The organism is Actinocorallia sp. B10E7 (assembly GCF_039871655.1).
GTDB lineage: Bacteria > Actinomycetota > Actinomycetes > Streptosporangiales > Streptosporangiaceae > Actinocorallia.
The window spans coordinates 273,296-298,592 of the sequence record NZ_JBDPLZ010000004.1 but is presented as its reverse complement, the minus strand read 5'-3'; the positions used below and the strand labels follow the sequence as shown (position 1 = coordinate 298,592).

Annotated in this window: 24 protein-coding genes; 12 read left to right on the top strand and 12 right to left on the bottom strand. The window is 70.8% G+C overall.

Annotation, left to right across the window (positions count from 1 at the left end; all coding sequences use genetic code 11):
• Positions 1–2: 2 nt before the first annotated feature.
• Complete coding sequence (locus ABGB12_RS15255) at positions 3–899, bottom strand: IclR family transcriptional regulator (RefSeq protein ID WP_347678268.1); 897 nt, start codon at positions 897–899, stop codon at positions 3–5.
• A gap of 208 nt (positions 900–1,107) precedes the next feature.
• On the opposite strand from ABGB12_RS15255, the gene ABGB12_RS15250 reads away from it, so the two are divergent.
• Both ABGB12_RS15250 and ABGB12_RS15245 read left to right on the top strand, forming a co-directional pair.
• Complete coding sequence (locus tag ABGB12_RS15250) at positions 1,108–1,983, top strand: TIGR03619 family F420-dependent LLM class oxidoreductase (protein ID WP_347678266.1); 876 nt, start codon at positions 1,108–1,110, stop codon at positions 1,981–1,983.
• The gene (locus ABGB12_RS15245) at positions 1,980–2,480 is read left to right on the top strand and encodes a nuclear transport factor 2 family protein (RefSeq protein ID WP_347678264.1); all 501 of its coding nucleotides are present in this window, start codon (positions 1,980–1,982) and stop codon (positions 2,478–2,480) included. The genes ABGB12_RS15250 and ABGB12_RS15245 overlap by 4 nt, the downstream gene beginning before the upstream one ends.
• 56 nt (positions 2,481–2,536) lie before the next feature.
• Here ABGB12_RS15245 and ABGB12_RS15240 read toward each other — a convergent pair whose 3' ends face one another.
• A complete protein-coding gene (locus ABGB12_RS15240; RefSeq protein ID WP_347678262.1) occupies positions 2,537–3,727 on the bottom strand; it encodes a helix-turn-helix domain-containing protein in 1,191 nt (396 codons plus the stop codon).
• Between the two features lie 135 nt (positions 3,728–3,862).
• Positions 3,863–4,993, bottom strand: a complete 1,131-nt coding sequence (locus ABGB12_RS15235) for a helix-turn-helix domain-containing protein (protein WP_347678260.1) — start codon at positions 4,991–4,993, stop codon at positions 3,863–3,865.
• 453 nt (positions 4,994–5,446) lie between these two features.
• Between ABGB12_RS15235 and ABGB12_RS15230 the strand changes: the two genes are divergently transcribed.
• Complete coding sequence (locus ABGB12_RS15230; protein ID WP_347678258.1) at positions 5,447–6,103, top strand: hypothetical protein; 657 nt, start codon at positions 5,447–5,449, stop codon at positions 6,101–6,103.
• Positions 6,104–6,622: 519 nt separating this feature from the next.
• On the top strand, positions 6,623–8,113 hold the full coding sequence (locus ABGB12_RS15225; protein ID WP_347678256.1) for a substrate-binding domain-containing protein: 1,491 nt from the start codon (positions 6,623–6,625) through the stop codon (positions 8,111–8,113).
• Between the two features lie 17 nt (positions 8,114–8,130).
• On the opposite strand, the gene ABGB12_RS15220 is transcribed toward ABGB12_RS15225, so the two are convergent.
• Positions 8,131–9,018: an NmrA family NAD(P)-binding protein gene (locus ABGB12_RS15220; protein ID WP_347678254.1), complete on the bottom strand. Its 888-nt coding sequence runs from the start codon at positions 9,016–9,018 to the stop codon at positions 8,131–8,133.
• Positions 9,019–9,099: 81 nt separating this feature from the next.
• On the opposite strand from ABGB12_RS15220, the gene ABGB12_RS15215 reads away from it, so the two are divergent.
• On the top strand, positions 9,100–9,516 hold the full coding sequence (locus tag ABGB12_RS15215) for a helix-turn-helix domain-containing protein (protein ID WP_347678252.1): 417 nt from the start codon (positions 9,100–9,102) through the stop codon (positions 9,514–9,516).
• A gap of 73 nt (positions 9,517–9,589) precedes the next feature.
• Here the strand turns inward: ABGB12_RS15215 and ABGB12_RS15210 are convergent, their stop codons facing one another.
• The 4 genes from ABGB12_RS15210 to ABGB12_RS15195 all read right to left on the bottom strand — a co-directional run bounded on the left by ABGB12_RS15210 (position 9,590) and on the right by ABGB12_RS15195 (position 12,823).
• Positions 9,590–10,051, bottom strand: coding sequence for an Hsp20/alpha crystallin family protein (locus tag ABGB12_RS15210; protein WP_347678250.1), 462 nt, complete (start codon positions 10,049–10,051; stop codon positions 9,590–9,592).
• 97 nt (positions 10,052–10,148) lie between these two features.
• Entirely contained in the window at positions 10,149–10,997 is an 849-nt protein-coding gene (locus tag ABGB12_RS15205) for a hypothetical protein (RefSeq protein WP_347678248.1), read from the bottom strand.
• Positions 10,994–11,749, bottom strand: coding sequence for a MerR family transcriptional regulator (locus ABGB12_RS15200; RefSeq protein ID WP_347678246.1), 756 nt, complete (start codon positions 11,747–11,749; stop codon positions 10,994–10,996). The genes ABGB12_RS15205 and ABGB12_RS15200 overlap by 4 nt, the downstream gene beginning before the upstream one ends.
• Before the next feature lie 33 nt (positions 11,750–11,782).
• Positions 11,783–12,823 (bottom strand): AI-2E family transporter, encoded by a 1,041-nt coding sequence (locus ABGB12_RS15195; protein WP_347678244.1) that lies wholly within the window; start codon positions 12,821–12,823, stop codon positions 11,783–11,785.
• Between the two features lie 156 nt (positions 12,824–12,979).
• On the opposite strand from ABGB12_RS15195, the gene ABGB12_RS15190 reads away from it, so the two are divergent.
• The 4 genes from ABGB12_RS15190 (at position 12,980) to ABGB12_RS15175 (ending at position 17,791) form a co-directional block, all read left to right on the top strand.
• The gene (locus ABGB12_RS15190) at positions 12,980–13,537 is read left to right on the top strand and encodes a hypothetical protein (RefSeq protein ID WP_347678242.1); all 558 of its coding nucleotides are present in this window, start codon (positions 12,980–12,982) and stop codon (positions 13,535–13,537) included.
• A gap of 181 nt (positions 13,538–13,718) precedes the next feature.
• Positions 13,719–16,046 (top strand): PASTA domain-containing protein, encoded by a 2,328-nt coding sequence (locus tag ABGB12_RS15185; RefSeq protein ID WP_347678240.1) that lies wholly within the window; start codon positions 13,719–13,721, stop codon positions 16,044–16,046.
• 105 nt (positions 16,047–16,151) lie between these two features.
• Positions 16,152–17,189, top strand: coding sequence for a sigma-70 family RNA polymerase sigma factor (locus tag ABGB12_RS15180; protein WP_347678238.1), 1,038 nt, complete (start codon positions 16,152–16,154; stop codon positions 17,187–17,189).
• Between the two features lie 62 nt (positions 17,190–17,251).
• Positions 17,252–17,791: a dihydrofolate reductase family protein gene (locus ABGB12_RS15175; protein WP_347678236.1), complete on the top strand. Its 540-nt coding sequence runs from the start codon at positions 17,252–17,254 to the stop codon at positions 17,789–17,791.
• Positions 17,792–17,807: 16 nt separating this feature from the next.
• Here the strand turns inward: ABGB12_RS15175 and ABGB12_RS15170 are convergent, their stop codons facing one another.
• From ABGB12_RS15170 to ABGB12_RS15160, 3 genes are all read right to left on the bottom strand, one after another.
• Entirely contained in the window at positions 17,808–18,227 is a 420-nt protein-coding gene (locus ABGB12_RS15170; protein WP_347678234.1) for a VOC family protein, read from the bottom strand.
• A 99-nt stretch (positions 18,228–18,326) separates the two neighbouring features.
• Positions 18,327–18,950 (bottom strand): DUF427 domain-containing protein, encoded by a 624-nt coding sequence (locus ABGB12_RS15165; protein ID WP_347678232.1) that lies wholly within the window; start codon positions 18,948–18,950, stop codon positions 18,327–18,329.
• Positions 18,951–18,997: 47 nt separating this feature from the next.
• The gene (locus ABGB12_RS15160; protein ID WP_347678230.1) at positions 18,998–20,068 is read right to left on the bottom strand and encodes an AI-2E family transporter; all 1,071 of its coding nucleotides are present in this window, start codon (positions 20,066–20,068) and stop codon (positions 18,998–19,000) included.
• 180 nt (positions 20,069–20,248) lie between these two features.
• Between ABGB12_RS15160 and ABGB12_RS15155 the strand changes: the two genes are divergently transcribed.
• Positions 20,249–21,661 (top strand): carboxylesterase family protein, encoded by a 1,413-nt coding sequence (locus ABGB12_RS15155; protein WP_347678228.1) that lies wholly within the window; start codon positions 20,249–20,251, stop codon positions 21,659–21,661.
• Between the two features lie 35 nt (positions 21,662–21,696).
• On the top strand, positions 21,697–22,536 hold the full coding sequence (locus ABGB12_RS15150; RefSeq protein ID WP_347678226.1) for an acetylxylan esterase: 840 nt from the start codon (positions 21,697–21,699) through the stop codon (positions 22,534–22,536).
• 161 nt (positions 22,537–22,697) lie between these two features.
• On the opposite strand, the gene ABGB12_RS15145 is transcribed toward ABGB12_RS15150, so the two are convergent.
• Positions 22,698–24,296 carry a GMC family oxidoreductase N-terminal domain-containing protein gene (locus tag ABGB12_RS15145; protein ID WP_347678224.1) on the bottom strand — a complete coding sequence of 533 codons (1,599 nt, stop codon included), beginning with the start codon at positions 24,294–24,296 and terminating at the stop codon, positions 22,698–22,700.
• Between the two features lie 218 nt (positions 24,297–24,514).
• Between ABGB12_RS15145 and ABGB12_RS15140 the strand changes: the two genes are divergently transcribed.
• Positions 24,515–25,171, top strand: coding sequence for a TetR/AcrR family transcriptional regulator (locus ABGB12_RS15140; RefSeq protein ID WP_347678222.1), 657 nt, complete (start codon positions 24,515–24,517; stop codon positions 25,169–25,171).
• Positions 25,172–25,297 lie beyond the last annotated feature (126 nt).

The window sequence follows — 25,297 nt, the reverse complement described above, 5'->3', positions numbered from 1 at the left end:
GCTCACATCCAGTCGCCGCGGCCGTCCAGTGCCATCAGCCGGTTCATGGTCTCGGCGGACCAGGTGCCGCTGTCCTGGGCGGCCCGGCTCCGGGGGGTGCGCCCGGGGTCGCCGCGGCGTGGGGAGGCGGCGCTGGGGAAGAGGGTCTGGGAGATCTCGCGGGCGGCGGAGGCCACCAGTGGTGCCACCTTCTCCAGCGGGGTGTTGAGCGTACCGACCAGCGAGATGCCCGCGACCGGCCCCTCCGGGCCGCGGATCGCCGCCGCCACGCAGGCGATGCCGGGGAAGGTCTCGCCCCGCTCGAAGGCCAGGCCGCGGCGCTGGCGCACCCGGTAGAGCTCCTGGTGGAGGGTGCCCAGCTCGCCGATGGTGCGGTTGGTCAGCCGGTCGAGCCCTCCGCCGATCTTCTCGTCGACCTCCTCGGGCTCCAGCCAGGCCAGGATCGACTTGCCCAGGGCGGTGGAGTAGGCCGGGGCCCGGCCGCCGACCCGGGAGGGCACGGACGAGGCGAAACGGCCGCCGACCTTGTCCAGGTAGAAGATCTCCGAGCCGTCCAGGACCGCAAGATGGGCGACCAGGCCGGTGGTGACCTGCAGTTCGTGCAGCAGCGAAGCCGCGGCCTCGCGGAGCTTGCCGTGCCCGCGGTCCTGCCCGCCGAGGCCGAGCGCGCGCTGCCCCAGCGCGTAGCCGTAGGAGTTGTGCTCCAGCCAGCGCTGGCGGACGAGCTGGTCGAGGATCCGGTGGGCGGTGGAGCGCGGCAGCCTGGTGTGGCGGGCCACGTCCTCCAACGTCAGTCGGGCCGAGCGCCCGTTGAAGGCGTCGAGGATGAGGGTCATCCGCTCCACCATCGACGGCGGCGGGTCGTTGCGCACCATGGTCTCCGCGGTCTGCTCGCTCACCGCACCTCCAAAGCGACTGAAATGAATTCTTGTTAATCAGAATGTAGCAATCAGCCGGTTGCTTGGGAAGGGGGGCCGTCTCCCCTGCTCATCTTCGTGCCGGCACATTCCACTGAGCGGTTCAAGGCCGCGTTGTCGCACCTCAGGTCGACTAGAACGTTTTCTCATACCTGGCTTACAGAGCCCGGCTGACGAGGAAGGAATCCGGATGCGGATCGGCATCATCACCCCCGTGGTGGCCCAGCCACCCCTGGGCCACGGGACCTGGGAGGCCCGGGCCGGAGTCGAGGAGCTCGGCCTGATCGCCGAGACCGCCGACAGGCTGGGCTACCACCACCTCACCTGCAGCGAGCACGTCGCCGTGCCCGCCGAGGCCGCGGCCCAGCGCGGCGGCGTCTACTGGGACCCGCTGGCCACCTTCGGCTACCTGGCCGCCCGCACCCGGCGCATCCGCCTGGCCACCCAGGTCCTCGTGCTCGGCTACCACCACCCGCTGGAGATCGCCAAGCGCTACGGCACCCTGGACGTCGTCAGCGGCGGCCGGGTCGTCCTCGGCCTGGGAGTGGGCAGCCTGGAGGAGGAGTTCGACCTGCTCGGCGCCCCGTTCAAGGACCGCGGCGCCCGCGCCGACGACGCCCTCGCCGCCCTGCGCGCCGCCCTCTCCCGGCGGGAGCCCTCCTACCAGGGCGAGTACTACTCCTTCTCCGGCCTGGTCGTCGAACCCCACGCCGTCCAGAAGAAGGTCCCCCTGTGGATCGGGGGGCGCACCCTGCGCTCCCTGCGCCGTGCCGCCGAGGCCGACGGCTGGGTGCCCTTCGGCCTGCCCATGGACGCCCTCGCGGAGATGCTCGGCAAGGTCGAGCTGCCCGAGGACTTCGACGTGGTGCTCTCCCCCGCCCGCCCGCTGGACCCGTTGGCCTCCCCCGAGGCCGCCGGCTCCGCGCTGCGCGAACTGAGCGAGGCCGGCGCCACCGTCGCGGGCGTCCGCATCAAGGCCGACTCGGCCGACCACTACCGCGACCAGCTCGCCGCCCTGCGCGACCTGGCCGGCCGTTTCGACCTGACCTTCGGAGAGAGACTGTGAGCGACCTCGAACAGCGGCTCGCCTCCATGGAGACCCGCCTCCGGCGCCTGGAGGACGAGCAGGAGATCACCCGGCTGATCCTCTCCTACGCGCCCCTCGTCGACAGCGGCTGCGACCGGCAGGTCGCCGCCCTGTGGGAGGAGGACGGCGTCTACGACGTGGACGAGATCTTCATGCAAGGGCGCGAGCAGCTCTCCGCGATGGTGCGCTCGTCCGCGCACCAGGCGTGGATCAGCGGAGGCTGCGCCCACTTCGCCGGACCGCCGCACATCACGCTGGACGGGGACGAGGCGACCGCGGTCTGCTACACGCTGATGATCGTCAACACCCCGGACGGCTTCACCGTCCGCCGCGCCACCGCCAACCGCTGGGAGCTGCGCCGCACCCCCTCCGGCTGGAGGACCGTCAGGCGCACCAACCGGGTGCTGGACGGCCGCGAGGAGTCCCCCGACCTCCTGGCCTCCCACTTCCCCGAGGCGGTCCGCCACCGCCCCTGATCGTGATCGGACCGGCCGCGAAGACCTCTCCTCGCGGCCTCGTGGCCGGTCGGCTCTCACGGTCGAGCACCGCCCGCCCGTCCGGAACGGCCGCGCAGCCACAGTGCGCGCAACGCGGTCTCGGTGGCGAAGCGCTTGTCGGGATCGGTGAGCTCCTCCTGGAGGATCTCCTCCATCACGCGCATGCGGTAACGAACGGTCTGCACGTGCACGCCCAGGTCCTCGCTCATCCGGCCGGCCGGGCCACGGGTGCGCAGCCAGGCCCGGAGGGTGTCGACGAGCCATTGCCGCCGCCGCTCGTCCGCCCGCGTCAGGAAGGCGAGCCGCCGCCGGACGATCTGGTCCATCAACGGGCCGTCCGCCAGCAGCCACATGCTCACCAGGTGGTCCTCGCACAAGGTCAGCGTGCCGTCGTCGAGGATCCCCTCGGCGACCAGCGCGAGCACCCGCCTGGCCCAGCGCAGGGAGTCCGCGGCGCGTGCGGGCGGCACCGTGAGGCCGACCGCGGCCCGGCCGTCGGCCAGCGCCGCCTCGATCATCCTCCTGCGCGAGCCGGTCAGCGGACCGGGCATCAGAAGGTACGGCTCGGGGACATGAAGGTCGAGCAGCAGGTCGGGATCGAGCAGCGAGCGCACGACGGACGCGTTCGCCTGGAGGGCGACCAGGGTCACCTGGTCCGGGGTCGCCCACTCGGCGGCCGGGTGGAGCGCCGCCAGGGCGGCGCAGTCGGCGTCCGAACAGCGCACCAGGCCGCGCAGCAGGAGCAGCCTTGCCGCGTCCCGTTTCTCGTGTCCCTCTCCCTTGACCCGGTCGTACCCCTCGCGGGACAGCTCAGCCGCGTCGTCCATGTACCCGAACAGGGCGGCGGCGAGCGCGGACACCGCCACCGCCGACAGCTCGCGCCCGGTCAGCAGATCCCGGATACGGGCCCAGCCGAGCTGCGCCCCGATCCGGTACGCGGACTGCAGCACCGCCAGCGGGCGCCCCTCCATCGCCTCGAACGCGCCCATTTTGCGGCAGAGCTCGTCGCGCTGGTCGAGCGGTTGCTCCGGGTCGGCGAGCCATGCGACGAAGCTGAGGACGTTCCGCTCCACTCCAGAACGGATCACCTCGTTGTACGGGCTGCCCTGCGGCCGGTCGTAGTCGGGGATGGCGGCGCGGATGCCGTCGATGATCTCACCGACGAGCCCGGGCGTGAGCTCGATCAGGTCGGGGAGAAGGTCGGAAAACAGTCTCTGCGCGCCCATCGTCCCTCTGCGAAGAAGGGTCTCCTGGCAGACCTTCCAGGGGGCCTTCCAGAAAGCTCTCTACATCACTGTGATTCGCGCCACGTTGACGTTAAATCACGGATCCCGTCCCGGCAATACCCGGAATCCCAGCGGTCAGGAGACCAGGCGCCGACCGCCCGGGCCGGACGCGGTACGCCCGCGGTCGCGCAGCCGCAGGGCGCGCAGCGCGGCCTCCAGCCCGAACCTCGCCTCGGGGTCGTCCAACTGGTCGCCGATCCGCTCCTTGATCTGGTGCAGCCGATAGCGCACCGTCTGCGGGTGGACGTGCAGCCGCCCTCCAACGTCCGCCGCGGTGCTCCAGCTCTCCAGCCACACCCTCAGCGTCTCGATGAGCGCGGCCCGCTTGGCCTCGGGCAGGTTCATGAGGCCGCCCAGCCGCCGCTCGACTATCTCGTCCAGCAGGGCCGGGTCACAGGTCAGCCAGAGGTCGAGCAGATGGTCCTCGCCGAGCAGCACGGGCGACGCGCCGATCACCCCGTTCTCCGCGAGCGCCAGCACCCGGCGGGCCCACCGCAGCGAGTCCGGGAGCTGCTCCAGCGGCACCGCCAGCCCGACCGACAGCCGGGTCCCGGCCAGTGCGGACAGCGCCGTCCGCCGGTCGCCGTCGAAGGGACCGGGGAACAGCAGCCAAGGCTCGGCGTCGTCGAGATCGAAGAGCACGTCCCCGGCCATCGCGGCGCGCGGCCATCTGGCACCGGGCCGCACGGCGACGGGCGTGGCCACGGCCGGCAGGGGCCAGCCGGCCCGGTCGGCCAGCTCGGCGACGTCGCCGGAGCCCCCTCCCCCTTCGGCCAGCCGGTGCAGCAGACGCCGCCGTAGCTGCGCCCGTTCCTCCTGCGGCCGGCGTTCCGCCTCCAGGTAGCCCTGCACGACCGGGCCGATGAGCTCATCCATGTACACCATGTGGCACTCGGCGAGCTCGGCGAGCACATCACCGGAGAACCGGTGGCGGGTGCACACCTCGGCGATGCGCTGCCAGGACGCGCGGAAGGCGATGTGGAACGCGGTGTGCAGGGGGTCCAGGCTCCGGCCGCTGTTCAGCTCCCTGCGCCCGAGCGCGCGGAGCAGCCCGACGAGCCTGTCCGTGGGGACCGCCGGACCGGCGATACGGGCCATGAAGACGGTGAACGCCTCGCGCACGACGACCGGTATCGCGGGCGGGCTGGAATCAGCGATCGCATAGTCGGGAATGGACGCGTCGATCTCGGCATAGATCTCTTCCACGATCCCCGACAGTCCGGCTCGCAATACCTCCGCGAGCTGCGGAGACTGCAGTCTCCCGTGCTCTCGCCGCACGCTCCGTCCTTTCCCTCCCTGCCGGCCGGTGGCCATCCCGCGGGTTCGAGTTCCGGTCCTCCCAAAAGCTGCACGAAGCGTCCCGTCGAGCGTCCGCCGATGGCTCCCGACAGGAGGGTAACCGCAACCGCGATCAGATTCAGCAATCCCCCGAGGCCAGAAAAGGGCAGGGCTCTGGATCATCACCGTGATACGAAGACCACACGGGTATTACTCATCCGTTGACAGACTTCCAACGGAGCCCTGCTGACGTCTTGTCGCACTGAAATCCCGGACCTAATCTCATCCCCAGGTAGTCGATTACTCCCCCGGTGAGCTGCTCTTTACTCGGCCAGTAATGGGTCGCTCACGATCCCACCCCGAATGGAAGGCCCACCCCCCATGCTGCGCAAGATCGCCGTGTCCGCCGCCAGTGCGGGCGCCCTCACCCTCCTCCTCGGCAGCCCCGCCTCCGCGTCCGGGAACTTCCACCCCAGCCCCCTCCCCACCAACACCGCGTGGACGGTTTCGACCACCGGTGCGGTCTCCGCCACCTCCTCCAGCATCACCTTCTCGACTCCCAGCGTCACCGCCAACTGCACCTCCGGCACCGCCACCGGCAACATCCCGAACGCCTCCGGTGGACAGCATGACCCGGTCGCCACCCTCGCCGTCGCGACGAGCGGCTGCACCGGTGCCGGCCTCAGCTTCACCCTGACGCCGAACACGTCCAAGGGAGCGTGGGAGCTCTACGCCACCGCCCCCACCGCCGGCGGCATCACGCCGGGCGCGATCACCGGGGTCTCCGTCAAGGGGACCGCGCTGGGAGGCGCATGCACCGTCCAGGCCGACGGCCCCGGCGGCGCCAACTCCCAGACCGGCCAGATCGAGGGCAGCTACGACAACAGCACCGGCATCATCCACGCCACCGGCTCCAGCAACATCAAGATCAAGAGCGTCAGCTGGGGCTGCTTCGGGGTCATCAGCGTGGGTCAGAGCGCCTCGCTGAGCGGTGACTTCACCATCAGCGGCACCGCCCCGGTCATCAACGCGACCTGATCCACCGAGATCGACCGCAGAACAAGGGCCGTACAGCCGTTCCCGGCCGTGCGGCCCTTCCTTCCTTTACCGATCGAGGACAAGACGCTCACCATCTTGACCAATGTGCCGTGACAAAATACATCCGGCTCGCGACATCCGAAAAGAGTCGGTGTCGACGCCTCCCCATACGGTGAGCCTTTTCATCCTCCGCCCGGGTGCGCCGATCACAGCATGATCATGACCCGGCTTTTCGTTCCCGAAGACGGGGAACATCCTGGTAGACGGGTCGATCATCACAATGACGTCCTCCGCACCGAGAACTTCCGGGCATCGTCTCCGCCAGAGGAATCTCTCGGACGCCCCGACACGATCGAACCGCGCCGCCCCCTTGCAGGGCCGCAGATCCTCGGCCGACGGAATCGCCCTTCTCGCTAGATGACACCAGAACGAACAGAAAGCGAACATCTCGCTGATCGACCGGATACGACTTCGTCATCATTTATGTTTTTTGCCCCTAGCCGCTTCAGGGGGGCCGGAATGGACGAATCGATCGCCACGATCATCGCCAGTGTGCTCGGCGTGCTGTTCACAGGGGGACTGTGGCTGGCCGACCGCATGTTCCTGCGGAGGCGGCGGCTCACCTACCGGGTCGTCTCCGACGGTCCCGTCGACCTCACGCCGAGCGTGCGGGACTTCGCCGACCTGAAGGTGACCCTCCATCTGGGCGAGGAGGAGATCCCGGAGCCCTCGCTCGCGCTGCTGCGCATCAGGAACACCGGGATCGAGGCCCTGGAGTCCCGGCACTTCGACCACCGGGTGCGGTTCCGGTTCAACGGCCGCGCCGTGGTCGGCCACGCGGTGAGCGAACCGGGCGAACCGGCTCTGGCGGACGCCCTCAACGGCACCGGCGACGGCAACGACAGGATCACCGTCAGCGACGACGCCAAGGAGCTGATCCTGCCCCGGTTCCTGTTCAACCGGGGGCAGCAGTTCGCCCTGCAGGTCCTGCTGTCGGGCCCGTCCGACGGGAGCCCTGGCGTCACCCACCGGGGTGCCGTCGAAAGCGGCGCCATAGTCCGCGACCTGACCAAGGCCGGGCGTCCCAGCAGGCGCATGCTGCTCTACAGCGGGCTCGCGCTGCTGACCGCGGTGGCCACGACCTCGGTCTGGATCCTCTTCCCCGGGAAAGCGGGCACCCCGTGCGTCGCCGGCGAGATCGAGATCGCCGGGTCCAGCGCCTTCGCCCCCGTGGTGCGCACGGTCGCCGACGCCTACGAGAAGGAATGCGGCAAGGCGTCCATCGAGGTGCGCGGGATAGGCAGCTTCGCCGGGATCAGCCGCCTGAACAGCGACCCCCGGCAGGCGAGGTCACGGCTGGCGATGTCCGACGACAAGCAGGCCGCCGGAACCTACCCGACGCTGAACCCTTGGCCGGTCGGCACCACCGTCTTCGTCGTCGTGGTCCACAAGAGCACCGGGGTCAAGAACCTCACCCGGCAGCAGCTCCAGCAGATCTACTCCGGCGCGTTCACGAACTGGAGCGAGGTGGGAGGCGAGAACAAGTCCATCAAGCTCATCGGCCGGAACTCCCAGTCAGGCACCCGCCGGATCTTCGAGCAAGAGGTCCTGGGCGCCGAGGAGCCGCCCTACACCTCCGACGACTGCCACACCAAGCGCAGGGCCGAGAGTCCCGTCGTCCGCTGCGAACAGGTGGACACCAAAGCCCTGCTGGAAGCCGTCGACCAGACCGAGGGCGCCATCGGCTACGCCGAACTCGCCGGCCTCCAGGGCAACACCGACCTCCTCAACGTGGGCTACGTCGACCTCGACGGCTACGGCCCGGACGCCAAATACATCGCCCAGCAGAAGTACAGGTTCTGGGCCGTCGCCTACTTCTACACCTACGGCCTCCCCGAGAAGGGGACCCTGGCCGAGTTCTTCATCCGCCACATGACGTCCGAGCCCACCAGGCGGCTGCTCGCCCAGAAGGGCTACTCCACCCTCTGCGGCCCCACCCCCTGCGTTTAGCGGTGTCCACCGCGAGGTCAGGCCGAGTGCTTCAGCGAGAGGAGCGTCTCGGTGATGAGGTCGTGGACGGAGCGGGGCTCACCCGGCAGGAGAGCGGTCAGGTCCGTTCCGTGTGCTTCGAGGACGCCCGCGCCGATGTTGGAGAGCAGCGAGAGCGTGTGGGTGACCTGGTAGGGCTCCAGACCGATGCCCGTCAGGGCCTCGCGGGTGTCGGCGAGGGAGGCGGGCCGGTACTCGACCTTGTGGCCGGACACGCCGGTGATGGCGTCGGCGAGGTCCTGTCCGCCTAGCGCGGTGACGCCTTCGAGGTCGTACGTCTTGCCCGCGTGGCGGCTCCGGCCTCCTGCCGAAAGGTCGCGCCAGGTCTCGGCCGCCACCCGGACCGCCGCATCCGCGAGGTCCTGCCTGGCCACGGCCGAGACCCTGCCCGTACCGAGAGAAGCGGTGAAGACTCCGGTGGCCGCGGCCTGTTCGGCGGCCATGGCGGCGAAGCCCGCCAGCAGTTCGGCGTACAGGCCGTTGCGCAGAACCGTCACGTCGAAGGGCGCGGCGGCCAGACGGGCCTCGGTCCAGCGATGCGGGAGCGCGATGGACATCAGGTCACCGGAGCCCGCCAGGCTGGTGTAGATCACATGCCGTACGCCCGCGGCGGAGGCCGCCTCGACGACCGCTCCGTGACGGGCGAGCACCACGTCGTCCTCGGCGTATCCGGCCGAGACGAACACCAGGACGTCCGCGCCCTGGAAGCCCGTCGCCAGCGTCGCCGGGTCGTCGAAGTCGATCCGCCGCGCGGCCTCGCCGTCACCGGAACGGGTGCCGGGCACCACTTCCAGGCCGTCGATCGCGGACAGGCCCGCCAGGACCAGGCCGCCCAGCGCTCCAGAAACGCCTGTTACCAGAATCATCGGGGTCCTCCTCGTGTTGGTCTGATGGGCGACGAGTCCGAGGATTCCCGGGGATCGCCGGGAGCATAAGGAGGCACTTTCATGTCAGCGACGAACACGGCTGTAACCCCCCAGGCCAGCGCGCCCGCCCCCGCCGGGCCGTGCGGCGATGACGACTGCGGCATCCGGGATGTGCTCGACCGGCTCGGCGACCGGTGGACCGTGCTGGTGATCGTCGAGCTGTCCAAGGGAGTACGCCGGTTCCGCGAGCTGGAGCGGGCGATCCCGGGGATCTCCCAGCGGATGCTGACGCTGACCACCAAGCGGCTCTGCCGGGACGGGCTCGTCGAGAGGAACGCCTACCCGACCATCCCTCCGCAGGTCGACTACCGCCTCACCGAGACCGGACGCAGCCTCGCCGGCGCCGTCTCCGCCCTCGCCGACTGGTCCCGGGCCCACAAGGACCCCATCGCCGCCGCCCGCGCCCGCTGGGACGCCGAGCACTCCGGAGAGCTGTAGAGACCCCCCGCACGCGGCGGCCCGGCTCCGTGAGACGGAGCCGGGCCGCTGTGCACGGGATCGCGGGCGCGGGTCAGGCGGCCGGCTCCCCCTTCTCGACGGCGGGACGCCCGCCGGTGGCGATGGCGACGCGGTGCGGTTCGGTCTCGGCGAAGGCGCCCGCGACCCGGACGTGCAGCACGCCCGCGTCGTAGTCGGCGCTGACCGCGTCGGGGGTCACGTGGTCGGGCAGCGCGAACTCGCGCCGGAACGAGCCGTAACGCAGCTCGCGGCGGCCGCGCCCGCCGGTCCGCTCGTCACGGCGCTCGCCGCGCACGATCAGCCGTCCCGCGTCGACCTCGACGGCCACGTCCTTCTCGACGTCCAGGCCGGGCAGTTCGACGCTGACCACGGCGTCGTGCCCTTCACGGGTCACCTCGGCCGCGGGCACGAACCCGCGCTCCCGGGCCTCCGCCCGGTACGGCGCGCGCGTCTGCCGGACCAGGCTCTCGAACTCGGCGAACGGGTCCCACCGCCACAGCGACACAGTGCTCATGATCTTCTCCTTGTCCCTCGACCCCGCCTTGCGGGTCTCGACTGAGAAAACGTGAGTCGAGTGGACTCAATTCCCGTTCGGCCAAGATTTTTTCGACTCAGGCCGGGCAGGGATCCTCGTCCTTGAGTGGCTGGAGTGCCCGCGCGGCGGCGGACGGATCGTCCGCGAAGAAGCGGAGGGTCGTCGCCTGCCCCCGGCCGCCCAGGGGTCGGGTGACGGCGACGGGTCCGTCCAGCTCGACGATCACATTGGTCTGGGAGCCGACGGCCAAGGCCAGCAGCCCGTCCTCCAGCGTCACCAGGCGCTTCTCGTCGTAGTCGCGGGCCACGCGGACGGACGAGACCAGCTCTCGCGGGACGCGCAGATCGAAGAAGACCCCGTAGCGCAGGCGCAGCTCGCCCGGAGAGACGAGATGGGGGCGGGTGACGCAGGCCGCGATCACCGCGAGCACGATGAGGATCGAGTAGAGGTCGATGACGAAGACCAGCGCGCGCAGGGGCTCAGGCCACTCCAGGGCCCGCAGCAGGAACTCGACGCCGACCAGTTCCACCACCATCGCGAACAGGAACATCAGCATGGTCGTCGTCTGCTCCGCCGAGTACCCGACCGGGACGGCCCCCGCCGGCACGTCGCGGCGGCGGGCCGCCCACAGCACGAGACTCGCCAGCCCCTTCAGGTCGAAGCCCATGATCCGGCGGACCCGCACGGGCACCAGCCCCTCGTAGACGGCCCGCGCCGCCGCCCGCCGTCCCGCCCCCTCGCGGCGTGCCGCCCGGTAGAGCCGAACGGCGGCGGTGGCCTCGACGGCGAGGGCGAGGAGCACCAGGACCTCGGCCGCCACGAGCGCCGGCGCGGGAAGCCGAACCCCCGAGACGAGCAGGACCGCCAGCAGCGCCTCGGCTGGGACGACGGCGTAGAGCACGGTACGGGCGATCCGGAGCATCATCTCTTCTCCCTCAGCAGGGCCACGAGCAGCCGGAACACCTCGGCCTGCGCGGGGCTCACCTCGACGGCCATCTCTTCCAGCCACTGCCAGGACCGTTCGGGCGGGTCCGTGTTCGCGGCCATCGCCGCCGCCATCTCCTCCGGCAGGTGCGCGGCCAGGTCCGCCGCCAGCACGGCGACCCTCGGATCGCCGGGTTCGGCCTCGTCCAGTTCGTCGAGCCGCCGGTACAGCTCATGGCTGCGGGCCAGCGCCTCGGGGGTGGTGAGCGGCCTCATCATCTCCGCCCACTGCGCCCGCTGCCTCTCGTCGGCGGCCGTGTCGACCAGCGCCAGCATCTCCCGGTCGAACGCGGCGAACTTCGATCCTCCGGCGGGAAGGCCCCGCAGAACCGCCCCCATCTCCGGGGACACCGCGGAGTCGGGGTGCGGTTCGGCCTCGGCCAGCAGCAGCGCCAGCCGCTCCCTCCGCGCGGCGATGGCCTCCTGCTGACGCGCCAGGTCGGCGTCCAGCTCCAGCAGCACCTCGCGCAGTTCCCGCCCGCGGTCCCCGGCCGTCACCTCGCGGATCTCCTCCAGGGGCACCCCCAGCTCCGCCAGCCTCCTGATCCGGGCCAGCAGCACGGCGTCCCGCAACCGGTACTCCCGGTACCCGTTGTGCCGCCGCTCGGGCTCGGGCAGCAGCCCCAGCCCGTGATAGTGCCGCACGGTCCGGGTCGACACCCCGACCAGCGCGGCGAGCTCACCGATCCGCATGCCCCCATGAGAAACGTTGACGCCGCGTCAATGTCAACTCCCCTGGTCGGAGGGGACGGTGCGGTGCTGCAGGAGCGCCACCGCCGCCGAGACCAGGGGCGCCGCCAGGAAGGCGCCCGCGATGCCGGCGAGGGTGCTGCCGAGGGCGATCGCGATGAGGATGACGGCCGCGGGCAGGTCGAGGGCGCGACCGTAGATCTGCGGGGCCAGGATGTGCCCTTCGAGCTGCTGGATCGCGATGGTGACGGCGACGACGATCAGAGCGACGAGCCAGCCCTTGGCGACGAAGGCCACGATCGCGGCCAGCAGCCCGGCGAGGAACGCCCCGACGATCGGCAGGAAGGCGCCGATCCAGGTCAGGACGGCCAGCGGTATCGCCAGCGGGACGTCGAGGATCCACAGGGCGAGGCCGATGAAGAAGCCGTCGACGAAACCGACGACCGCCACACCGCGCACGTATCTGCCGATGACATGGAAGACGACGGACGCCCCCGAGCGGAGCGGCGCGCGGGCCGCGACGGGGGCCAGGTCGACGAGCCAGCCGAAGAGGTGCGACCCGCCGTGGGTGAAGTAGACGCCCAGCACGAGCGCGAGCACCGCCCCGATGGCGATCTCACCGGTGGTGCGGACGCCCGTGAGCGCCTCCCCTGCGAGCCGTCCGGACTCGTCCGACAGCCACTGCTTGGCCTGCGCGGTGAGGTCGGCGACGCGTCTCTCGCCCAGGCCGACCTTGGCCGCGGCCTCCTGCAGGTAGACGGTGAACTGGTCGAGGTTGGTGCGCAGTTCCCCGATGCCGTCCGCGGTGACGGGGACGAGCAGCAGCACCAGGAGCGAGATCACCGCGAGCATCCCGAGCCAGACGACGGTCGTCGCGAGCGACCGGCTCATTCCCTGCCGGACCAGCCTGTTCGCCGGGGGAATCGTGATGGAGGCGATGAAGACGCCCAGCAGGATCGGGATCGCCACGGTCCGCACCTGCCAGACCGCCCAGATCACGATGGCCGTCAGCACCACCACGAGCAGCCGGTGCCCGGCCCTCAGCGTCTTGCGCCGCAGTGCCCCCTCGAGATCCACGAAGCTCAGCCTCCCCGGCCCGCGACCGCCCTAACCGGTCCCGGTGTCCGTGGCGAGACCTACGTCCCTCGAACATGGTGACCTCCGTCCGCAGCGCTCCGGCTCCGGAAAGTGGATCGTCGTAATGGAGACGAACCACGCCGTATAGGAGCAGAAATGACCTTCAGCTCATCTCACGACGTCGACCCCCGCAGCACGTCCGCCGCCCGCCCCGGACCCTTCACCGAGTCCCCCGCGGCGCGCCTCGTCTGGGCGCTGACCAGGCTCTCCATCGGCTGGGTCTTCCTCTGGGCGTTCCTCGACAAGACCTTCGGCCTCGGCCACGAGACCCCCGAGGCGAACGCCTGGCTCGAAGGAGGACACCCCACCGAGGGATTCCTCAGCAAAGCGGCCAAGGGCCCGTTCCAGAGCTTCTACAACAGCCTGGCGGGTTACACGATCATCGACTGGATCTTCATGGTGGGACTGCTCGGCATCGGCGTGGCGCTGATCCTCGGCATCGCCATGCGGGTGGCGGCCGGAGCCGGCGCGCTGATGCTGGTCATGATGTGGAGCGCCGTCCTGCCCCCGGAGAACAACATCTTCATGGACGACCACCTCGTCTACGCGCTCGTCCTCATCGGCCTGGCGCTGGTCCACGCCGGCGACACCCTCGGCCTGGGCGCCTGGTGGAGCCGACTCGGCCTCGTCCGGAAGTTCCCGGTCCTGCGGTGAACGCCCCTGCGCCCGGCATCCGGCGAGCCGCCCCGCGGCCGCCGCATGCCGGTCCTTCGCATACTTGATCTAGTTTCAGAAATGTTGTCCGTCCTCGTCGTTTCGTAGCTTCTTTGTGCGGTTTACTGCCGCTGGGGTGACTGGACCCGCACATCTTCGTGCGACTGAGACTGGGATACGGATGGACCTTGCGGTGGGTTGGCGGGTCCCGGGCTACCGGGATCTGCGTGAACTGGGGGCGGGGGCCTTCGGACACGTCGTGATGGCGGTGGACGAGGACGGCGACTCCCTGGTGGCGGTGAGGTACCTGCCGGAAGGGCTGGTGCGCGACGAACGGTTCCGGGAGGAGTTCCGGAACGAGGCGCCGCTGCTCGCCGGGCTCCGGTCCGAGCATGTCGTCCGGGTGAGGGAGTACGTCGAGGCCTCCGACGGCGCCGCCGTCGTGATGGACCTGGTCGACGGGGTCTCGTTGCGGGAGGTGCTCGCGGCACGCGGCCCGCTGGAGCCCGAGTCGGCGCTGGCCGTGTTGAAGGGCTCGCTGCTCGGTTTGTCCGCCGCGCATGAGGCGGGAGTGGTGCACCGGAACCACAGGCCCGAGAACGTCCTGATCACCGCCGAGGGTGTGACCACCCTGGTGGACTTCGGGATCGCGGTCCGCTCCGGTGCTCGGATCGAGGACGGCGGCACACCCGCTTACACGCCGCCCGAACGATGGCAGCACGGCCTCGTCCTGCCCGCGGGCGACATATACGCGGCCGCGGCCGTGTTCTTCGAGTGCCTGACCGGACGGACGCCGTACCAGGCGGACTCGGTCCCCGCACTGGCGGAGCTGCATCTTCAGGCGCCCATCCCGCTGGAGGACGTACCCGAGGCGGTGCGTGGTCTGCTCCGGCGGGGGCTCGCGAAGGACTTCGCCGAAAGCCGTGCGAGCGGGGCGGAGTTCGCCGCGGAACTCGAAGCCGCCGCGGCTGCCTCATACGGGGAGGACTGGGAGCAGCGCGGGCTGAGACTCCTCGCCATGGCCGTGGCCGAAATCGCCGTGCTCGCGCTGTCGGAGGGCGAAGCGCCGGTGGCCGAGGTCTCGGCGAACGAAGATCCTCCAGAGGACGAATCCGTCCAGGACGACGAGGAATCCGCCGCCGTCGCCACTGCCGCCGAGGCGAACCGGCCGGGGAGACACCGGTTGCCGTCGGCCAAGAGCAGGAGGACCGTTCTCGCCTGTGCGGCCCTCGTCCTCGTCCTGATCGCCTGCTTGATCGCGGTGGTGACGCGGTCGTCCGATGATCGGGAGAACGGAAGGACGCCCGCCGTGAAGCCGGGGGCGATCCTCTCCGCGGAAGCGGCGACGGTCACCGTCCCGGACGTCGTCGGGGCCGCGCACGCCGATGCGGAGAACAAGGTCCGGGCCGCGGGGCTCGTCCCGTACATCTTGTTCAAGCAGTCCCTGAAGCACGAGCCGGGGACGGTGATCGAGACCGATCCTGCGGCGGGTACGAGCATCGGCCGTGACACGCTGGTGGGGCTGGTCGTCGCGCAGAGGACACCGGTCTACGCAGTGGTCGTCCCCGATGTCCGGGGAAGCTCCTACACCGAAGCCGAGATCGCCATCCGGGGCGTCGGATTGGTTCCTCACCGGGTGGATCAGGAGATCTCGGACGAGCAGCGGATGACGCCGGGAGAAGTCGTCTCCACTTCCCCAGAGGCCGGCGCTGAGGTCGAAAGAGGCTCACGGGTGACGGTCTACGTGGCGAAGGCGTCGGCGAACAAGACGGTTCCGGTCCCGAACGTGGCGCTTCTGCCTCAGGACCGAGCCGTACAAGCCCTGCTTGACGCGGGTCTGAAGCCGGTGATCGCTACTCGCCGGACCGGTGATGTTCCTCCGGGGCAGATCGTCTCGACCGATCCGAAGGCCGGGGTACGGGTCGCGGCGGGGACCTCCGTGACGTTGTATGTCGCGCAGGCGCCGCCGGTGCGGGACGTCGCCGTCCCGAACGTCGCGGGTTCGTCCTACGACGCCGCCGCGCAGGTACTGCGAAGCGCCGGTCTCGTTCCCGAACACGCCGTCAGGGAGACTTCGGATGCCGTGGAAGGCACAGCCGTCGGAACCGACCCTCCCGCCGGGAGCACCGTCAAGGCCGGATCCAAGGTGACCGTCTACATCGCCAAGGCCCCGCCCCTCACCCTCTCGGCGGCGGCGTACGTCAGTCCGCCCACCGCGTACGCCCGCTGCGACACGGGTTACGCCTTCACGTTCTCAGGGTCGATTTCGGTCTCCCGGGGCCCGGTCACCGTGACGTACCGCTGGATCCGCAGCGACGGCGCGTCCGGCCCTGTCGGGACCCTGCGGTTCACCGGTACGGGACCGCAGACCCTTCCCGTGGGACGGAGCCTGTGGAGGATGGGCGGCCGGGACTACGCAGGCTGGCAGAAGGTGCAGATCCTCACCCCGAACGCCGTCCTGTCCGAGGCCGCGAACTTCCGGTACGACTGCCGCCGGCGCGGCTACTGAGCCCCTCTCGGAGGCGGACCGCGCCCGCGCGTGGCCGGACGCCGCGTTCTGTCGTGGCCCTGTCGTAGTGTGCTCGGCGAGAGCGGCCGGGAACGGAGGACGGCTTTGGGCGCGGAGGATGCCGGGGGCTTGGCCGCCGCGCGGTCGGGTGACGGCGAGGCGTTCGCCGAACTGGTCGAGCGATACCGGGCCGAGTTGCGGGTGCACTGCTACCGGATGCTGGGCTCGTTCGACGAGGCCGAGGACCTGGTGCAGGAGACGTTCCTGCGGGCCTGGAAGAACCTCCCCGGCTTCGAGGGCCGCTCGACGCTGCGCGCCTGGCTGTACCGGATCGCCACGAACGCGTGTCTCGACTTCCTCGACGGGCGGGCACGGCGGGTCCTCCCGCACCAGGTGGAGGCTCCGTCGCAGCCGGATGCGGCACGACCGGCCCGTGCCGACTTCGCGTGGCTGCAGCCGTTCCCGGACAGGCCGTACGAACAGGACGGCGCACAACCGGAGTCCGCGGCACTGGCAAGGGAGACGATCGAGCTGGCGTTCCTGGCCGCCATCCAGTACCTGCCGCCCCGGCAGCGGGCGGTGCTGATCCTGCGCGACGTGCTCGGCTGGCCCGCCAAGGAGACCGCGGCTCTGCTCGACGGCAGCGTCGCCTCGGCCAACAGCGCACTGCAGCGGGCCCGGACCACGTTGAGAGAGCACCTCCCCGCCGACCGCTGGGAGTGGGCTCCGGCCGCGGAGCCCACCGAGCAGGAGCGGAAGATGCTGCGCCGGTACATGGACGCGCTCGAACGAGCCGACCTCGCCGCGATGGCCGGGCTCCTGGCCGACGAGGTCAGAACCACGATGCCGCCCTACCCGATGTGGTTCCAGGGGCGTGAGGCGGTCATGGCGGCATTGGCCTCGAGCTGGGATCCCGCCTCGCCGTCCTACGTCGGCCGGTTCCGGACCGCGGCGACCCGGGCGAACGGGCATCCGGCCGTCGCGGCCTACCTCCGGCGCCCCGGCGAGACCGTCCACCGGGCTTTCGCGATCGCCGTCCTGCGGATCGAGGACGGCCTCATCGTCGACCTCACCGGCTTCCACGACCCCGCGCTGTTCCCCGCGTTCGGCCTGCCCCCGCAGATGCCGCCGAAAGACCGATGAGTTTCCGCGCGGTCCTCCGTCTCAACGGGGACAGACCGAGCAGAGACGCACGGAGGTAGATCATGTCCGGGTTGCAGTGGCAGTTCACGATGTCCCTGGACGGCTTCATGGCCGGGCCGGGAGGCGACATGTCCTGGTTGCAGGGCTCGCTGGGACACGGACCGGAGGTCGCCGAGACCATGGAGCGGACCGGTTCCCTCCTGGTCGGCAACCGCACCTTCCGCGGCGACGACCCCTACGCGGACACGCCTCAGCAGGGCGAACCGTACGGCGGAGGGTGGGACGGCCACCAGTTCGTCCTCACCCACAACCCGCCGCGCACCCCGGTGCCGGGCGTGACCTTCGTAAGCGACCTGCGCGAGGGCATCGCAGCGGCCAAGGCCGCAGCGGGCGACAAATACGTCGGCGTCCTGGGCGCGAACGTCGCCCGGCAGTGCCTCGAAGCGGGGGTGCTCGACGAGATCCTCATGTTCGTCGCCCCCGTCCTGCTCGGCGACGGCACCCGCGTCTTCGACCATCCGGGTGGAACCCGCATCGCCCTCGAACGCATCCCGACCGGTTCCTCGGATCCGACGTACCACCGCCTGCGCGTCGTCCGATGAGCCGGCGGGGCTCCGGTCAGTCGTAGTAGCGGGCTTCGAGGATGTTCCCGTCGGGGTCGGTGAAGTAGAACGTCTCGGGTGCGTGGCCCTGGGCGCCGAAGGAGTCCTTCATCGTCACCGGGACGGCGATGCCGTGTTCCTCGAGCCGGGCCCGGAGCTCCTCGAAGCCGTCCCGGGAGAAGGACAGGCACAGGTGGTTGACCGGGTGCCCGGCGCTGCCTTCCATGCCGGGTGCCGAGCTCACGGACTCCGCCATCGTCCTCGGCATGAGGTCGATGATGCTCTCGTCGGTGACGCGGACGCTGGGGAACGGCACGGCGCCGGCGCGGAACTCCTCCAGCCGCAGGGGCTGAAGCCCGAGGACGTCCTGGTAGAAGCGGGTGGAGCGGATCGGGTCCGAGACCCACAAGACGACGTGGTCCAGACGGACGGTCACGGCTGTCCCCTCTCGGTTCGGCTTCCGCAAGTCTGACATCTTCCGGGGGTGACCGGGGCGTCTCCGCACGTTTGTCCGAGGATGGGCGTGCGGAGACGGTCAGGTCCAGCGCTCGCCGTCCACCTGGAGTTCCACCTTGTCGGGATAGAAGCAGAGCAGTCCGGCGATCTTCTGCGACTCGGCGAAGGGCGCCCGGTAGGACCAGGCGACGTCAGGGACGGAGGTAGCGCTCGACTCGAGCGACCAGTACTCGGCCTGCCCCTTGTACGGGCAGTGCGTTATGGTCTGCGACGGTTTGAGCAAGTCCATCCGGACATGGGTCTTGGGCAGGTAGACCCGGGCGGGCAGCCCCGTCTCGAAGAGCAGCCTCGGGCTGCGCGACTCCGCCAGCGTCACCCCTTCGAACGCCACGACGACATGCCGCGAACCGGCCAGGACGTCCACCCGCTTGTGCGGGTCCCGGGCGTGGGTGAAGACCTCCTCGTCCTCCTCAAACCAGGAGTCCACGGCACCCCAGTCGAACGCCACATGCCCGTCGTGCCTCCTGAGCCCGACGGCCCGCGCGGCGAGCACGTCCCCCCGCACGTCGTCCTCCGGGAAGTAGTAGGTCGGGTAGTAGGGCCGCTCCCACACCAGCAGCGTCCGGCGGGAGTCCGCCACCGCCTCTCCTCCCAGGAAAGCCCTGACCCGCTTGCCGCACCGTTCGGTCCGCATCTCGTCCATACGGCTCACCTTCCCCTGTCGCGGGATCTCAGCCCCGTGCGGCCGGGTCAGGGCACGGGGTCGGCCTTTCGGGGGGATCCGCTGGAGAGGGAGCCGTCTCCGGAGCGGTGGTGGATGAGCGCGGCCACCGCCGCGGTGAGGGGGGTGGCGAAGAAGGCGCCCGCGATGCCGGCGAGGGTGGCGCCCAGCGCGATGGCCATGATGACGATCGCGCCGGGGAGTTCGAGGGCCCGGCCGTAGATCTGGGGGGCCAGGACGTTGCCCTCGATCTGCTGGACGGCGACGGCGAGGGCCACGACGACCAGGGCGATGAGCCAGCCCTCGTCCGCGAAGGCCACGATCGCGGCCAGCAGGCCGGCGAGGAAGGCGCCGACGATGGGGAAGAAGGCGGCGATCCAGGTCAGGACGGCCAGGGGTATCGCCAGGGGGACACCGAGGAGCCACAGGCCCAGGCCCATGAGCAGCCCCTCCATGAGGCCCACGACGGCCACGCCGCGCATGTATCTGCCGATGACCCGGAAGACGACGGAGGCGCCCGAGCGAAGGCGTTCGCGGGACGCTTCGGGTGCCAGCCCGGTGAGCCAGGCGAACAGGTTCGAGCCGCTGTGGGTGAAGTAGACGGCCAGCACGAGGGTGAGCACGGCTCCGACGAGGATCTCGCCGGTTGTGATGACGCCGGTGATCGCCCCGTCGGTGATGTCGCCCCGCTGGCGGGACAGCCATTCCCTGCCCTGTTCGGTGAGGTCGGTGAAGCGGGTCTCGTTCACGCCGAAGCCGGCGGCGGCCTCCTGCAGGTTCACGACGAACCGGTCGACGCTGATGCTCAGGTCGTCGACGCCCGCGGCGATGATCGGGACGAGCCCCGTCACCAGGAGGGTCCCCCCGCCGAGGACGCCGAGCCAGACCAGGGCGGTCGCCAAAGCCGCCGGAAGCCCCCGGCGCACCATCCAGCGCGCGGGCGGAACGGTCATGGAGGCGATGAACACCGCCAGCAGGACCGGGATCGACACGGTCCGCACCCGCCAGAAGGCCCAGATCGCCAGGGAGACGAGCACCACCACGAGCAGCAGGTGCCCGGCCCGCAACACCCTGGTCTTCACCGCACCATCAGCATCCACAAGTCCGATCATCCCCTGACATAACCGGCATCACTAGTGCCTCAACCGGTCAAGCTCTCCGAGTCGGCCTGCGCGCAACGGGAAGAGCGGGGTTCTCGATGGGCGCACGGCTCGTCGCGGCGCTCACCGCGCGGGAAATCGGGCCTTGCAACCTACCGATCGATCGGTAGGCTCCTTGGCATGGAGATCGTGGTGAGTACACGGCTGGGCGGGGTCCGGGGGCGGGTCGAGGAGGGGATCGCCGTCTTCCGAGGCATCCCCTACGCGGCGGCGCCGTTCGGGAAGCACCGGTTCGCCGAGCCCGCAGCGCTGGAGCCCTGGGAGGGCGTACGGGACGCGCTGGAATTCGGGCCCACCGCGCCCAAGCGGCCCTACCGGCCGCCGCTGGACGAACTGATCCCCGAAGAGGACATCCCCGGGGACGAATGCCTCAACCTGAACGTATGGACGCCCGCCCTGGACGACGGGCGCCGTCCCGTCATGGTGTGGATCCACGGCGGGTCGTTCCGCAACGGCTCCTCTGGATTTCCCCTCTACGACGGTCGGGCGTTCGCCCGTGACGGAGTCGTGCTCGTCTCCCTCAACTACCGCCTCGGCGTCGAGGGCTTCGGCGTCTTCCCCGACGCGCCCGACAACCGGGGGCTGCTCGACCAGATCGCGGCCCTGGAATGGGTGCGCGACAACATCGCCTCCTTCGGCGGCGACCCCGGCAACGTCACGGTGTTCGGGGAGTCGGCCGGAGGCATCAGCATCGCGGCGCTGCTCGCCTCCCCGCGGGCGCGCGGCCTGTTCAAGCGCGCAGCGATGCAGAGCGGCCCGCCGCAGATCATGACGCGGGACGAGGGCGCGGCGATCGTGAAGCTGATGGCCGAGAGCCTCGGCGTCCCCCCGACCGCCGAGGCGTTCGCCTCCGTCGACCGGGAACGCCTGCTCGACGCCCAGGCCGAGGCCTCCGCCAAGGGAAGCCCCCTCGGCGGCGGACCCGGCTTCTTCATCGTCGAGGACGGGCAGGTCGTCCCGTCAGGCGCACGCGAGGGCATCGCTCCCCCGGAGGACGTCGCGCTGCTGCTCGGCACGAACCGCGAGGAGTACCGGCTGTGGTTCGTGCCCACCGGCGTCGTCGACAGGATCAACCGGCTGACGTTCCGGCTCGCCCTGCTGAAGTTCCGCGTCCCCGGCCGGATCGCCAGGCTGTACCGGGCGAACCGGCCGGACGCCGCCCCCGGCGAAGTGCTCGGCGAGATCGCCACCGACATGCTGCTGCGCGCTCCCGCCCACCGCCTCGCGGACGCCGCCGCCCGGGCCCACGTCTACGAGTTCGCCTGGCGCTCCCCCGTCCGGGACCTGGGCGCCTGCCACGCCCTGGAGATCGGCTTCGTCTTCGACACCCTCGCCGCCGGCGAGCAGCTGGCCGGCCCCGACGCGCCCCAGCCGCTCGCCGACGCCGTGCACCGCGCCTGGGTCGCCTTCGCCGCCCACGGCGACCCGGGCTGGCCGCTCTGGGACGAGACCCGTCCCGTCATGACCTTCGACCACCCCGAGTCCCGGGTCGTCCCGGCCCCGCGTCACGACGAGCTCCAAGCCTGGTCGTGACGCTCCTCCCCACCCCCCGTATCGAGGAGCCCCCCATGTCCCACCGCCGACGTCTCACCCGCCTGGCGCTGACGGCCGTGCTCGCCGCCACCGCCTTCCTCCCCCTCCAGGCGCCCGCCTCCGCGCAGACCGCGTTCCCGTCCGTGAACGGGAACTGGGGCGCGCCCGGCCCGTACGCCACCGCCGTCGAGATCGGCGCGGTCAACACCCTCTACTACCCGCGCGACATCGCCTCCAGCTCCCGCCGCCACCCGGTGATCGTGTGGGGCAACGGGACCGGTGGCGCCCCGCTGGTCTACCGCGACCTGATGCTGCACTGGGCCAGCCACGGATTCATCGTCTCGGCCGCCAACACGCCCATGTCGAACCTCGGCATCTCCATGCGGCTGGGCATCGACGAACTCGCCGCCCGCGACGACGACCCGTCCAGCGCCTTCCACGACCGCGTCGACCTGGCGAACATCGGCGCGTCCGGCCACTCCCAGGGCGGCGCGGCCGCGATCGTCGTGGGAGCCGACCCGCGCGTCGACGTCATCCTGCCGATCCAGCCCGGCCCGCTCGCCGACATCGACGACGTGCACGTCCCGGCCTTCCTCATGGCGGGCCAGTACGACGACATCGTCCACCCGTTCCTGGTGAAGGCGTTCTACTACGACGCCACCCACATCCCCGCGATCTACGGCGAGCTGCGGAAGGCCGACCACTTCACCATCGTCGGCGACCCCGGCCCGTTCGCCGCCCCCACCACCGCCTGGTTCCGCCTCCACCTCATGGACGACGCCCAGGCCGCCCCGGTGTTCCACGGCCCCGGCTGCGGCATCTGCACCGACACCGCCACCTGGTCCGACGTGCGCCGCAACTCCCTGGTGCCCTGATCCCGCCCCGGCGGGCGGCGACTCCACGGCGAGGATGGAGCGCGGCATCGCGGTCCTGGGCTCCCTGAGGAATTCCTTCGGGGCCCGGGGCCACGCCCCCGAGACGCTCTGCTTCGCCGGCCCCGACGGCGACATCCTCGAGGCCCGTTCGGACCGTCCTGTCAGCGGTCGGCGAGGACGAGGTCGGCGGCGTGCCAGGCCATGGCCATCATGGGCCCGTTGAGATTGCCGGAGACCATGGTCGGCAGGATCGAGGCGTCGACGACGCGGACCCCCTCGAAGCCGCGCAGGCGCAGGCTCGGGTCGACGACGTCCTCCTCGTGCGGGCCCATCGCGCAGGTGCCGATGGTGTGGTAGCCGCAGAAGCCGCGGTCGAGGGCGGCGTCGATGATCTCGTCGTCGGAGCGGACGTCGGCGCCGGGAAGGGTCTCGTGCTCGATCCGGGACGCGATGGGCTCGGCGGCGAAGAGGTCGCGCATCCGGCGGAAGATCGCGGCGCTGGTCTCGCGGTCGGAGTCCGAGCGCAGGTAGCCGGGGTCGAGATCGAGGGGCGCGTCGGGGTCGGCCGAGGTGATGGCCAGGGAGCCCTCGGAGGTCGGGTCGAGGACGTAGCCGACGCAGGAGAGGCCGGGCTCGCGCTCGACGCCGACGGTCTCGCCCGCCTGGTAGGTGCCCGGGGACATCGGGCCCATGAGGAGCTGGGCGTCGGGGCGCTCCAGGCCGGGGCGGGACTTGAGGAACGCGATGACGTCGTAGGCGGGCGTCGACAGCGGGCCGGAGCGGTCGAGGAGGTACTTCAGGGCGGTCACCGCCTGGCGGCCGGGGGTGCTCAGCATGCGGTTGTAGCCGATGTTCTCGCGCAGGCGGAACTTCAGGACCATGCAGCGGTGCTCCCGCAGGCGGGCGCCCACGTTGGGGCGGTCCAGGCGCAGCGGGACGCCCGCCGCGCGCAGCACGTCGGACGGGCCGATGCCCGAGAGCTGAAGGAGTTTGGGGGTGGCGAGGCTGCCCAGCGTCAGGAGCACCTCGCGGGAGGCGCGGTACTCGACGGGGGCGCCGCCGCGGGAACGTCCCGTGACGCCGACGACCTTGTCGCCCTCGAACAGCAGGCCGGTGACGACGGTGTGCGTGACGACGGTGAGATTGGGACGGTCCATGACGGGCCGCAGGAAGGCGCGGGCGGCGCTGACCCGGCGGCCGTCCCTGATGGTGGCGGTGGCGTAGCCGATGCGCTCGACGTCGGCTTCGTTGGCGTCCTCGGTGACGGTCAGGCCGAGGGACGCGCCCGCCGCGATCATCTCGTCGCACAGCGGTTCGGCGCGGCCGGGCGGGCCGACCTGGAGGGGGCCGCCGGAGCCCCGGGTGTCGGACGGGCCGAGGGCGTGGTCCTCGATCGCGCGGAAGATCGGCAGGAGCGTGTCCCAGTTCCAGCCCGGGTTGCCGAGCCGCTCCAGTTCGTCGTAGTCGGTGCGCTGGCCGCGGTTGTAGACCATCCCGTTGATGGCGCTGGAGCCGCCGAGGGCCTTGCCTCGCGGCCAGATCTCGTGTTTGTTCCCCGGCCCGAAGGGGCGGGTGGGGTGCTGCCAGGAGGCTTTCGGGTCGTCCATGAGCTTTCCGAAGCCCTTGGGCATGGTGAACATGAAGCCCGTGTCGGGCCCGCCCGCCTCGACGAGCAGCACTTTGATCTTCGGGTCGGCCGACAGCCTGTTGGCCAGGACGCAGCCGGCCGAGCCGGCTCCCACCACGAGGTAATCAAACATAGCGATCTTTTATCGCAAAAATCATGTATTAGAAGTTTTCTAACAAACCTTGCTATGTCATAACTAGTGACCGTTTCCGGCCACCCGTGGAACGGGCTCACCCGGCCGTGAACCCACAGAGCGGCGCCCGGGAAGCCGGAGGCCGCCGGCGCGGCGGAAGGGCCCCGGCCTTCCACAGCCTGGTCGGGGTTCCCGCCGCCGGGCGGCAGAATGAGGGCATGAGCACCGAGCGAACGGCCGTCGCCGAGGGGCAGCGCCGCATCGCGGCCTTCGAGGCGCGGCTACCGCCCCACGTCCGGCTGGAGGGCACGGCGGGCCGCATCCTGAGCGAGGCGCTGCTGCTCTTCGCGGAGAAGGGCTTCGCGGGGACCTCCATCCGGGACCTGGCGAACGCCTGCGGGATCCGCTCGGCCAGCCTCTATTCCCACTTCCCCACCAAGGAGCACATGCTGGCCGAGCTCGCGCGCATCGGCCACGAGGAGCACCACGCCCGCCTGACCGCGGCCGCCACCGCGGCCGCCGACCCGGCCTCCCGCCTGCGCGACGTCGTCCGCGCCCACGTCCTGGCGCACGCCCAGTACCCCCTGCTGGCCATCGTCGCCGACAACGAGCTGCACTCGCTCTCCCCCGAACTGGCCGAGCCCATCATGCGCCTGCGCGACACCGGACGCCGCCTCCTCCTCGGCATCCTCGACGACGGCCTGGCCCGCGGCGTCTTCGACGTCCCCGACTCCTACCTGGCCCTCACCGCCATCAGCGGCATGGGCATGCGCGTGGCCAACTGGTACGGCCCCGACACCCCCTACACCCCCGACCAGGTCGCCGACTCCTACGCCGAGTTCGCCCTCCGCCTGGCGGGCACCCGCCAGACCTGACCCGGCCGGGGGGCGACGCGGCCAAAGCGCTCACCGCCACGGCCTCTTAACGGCCGAACGTCCGCCGCGGCGGAAGGCGAGAACGCCGCGGATCGCCGCCAAGCGGCGACGGCGGGCGCGGAGAAC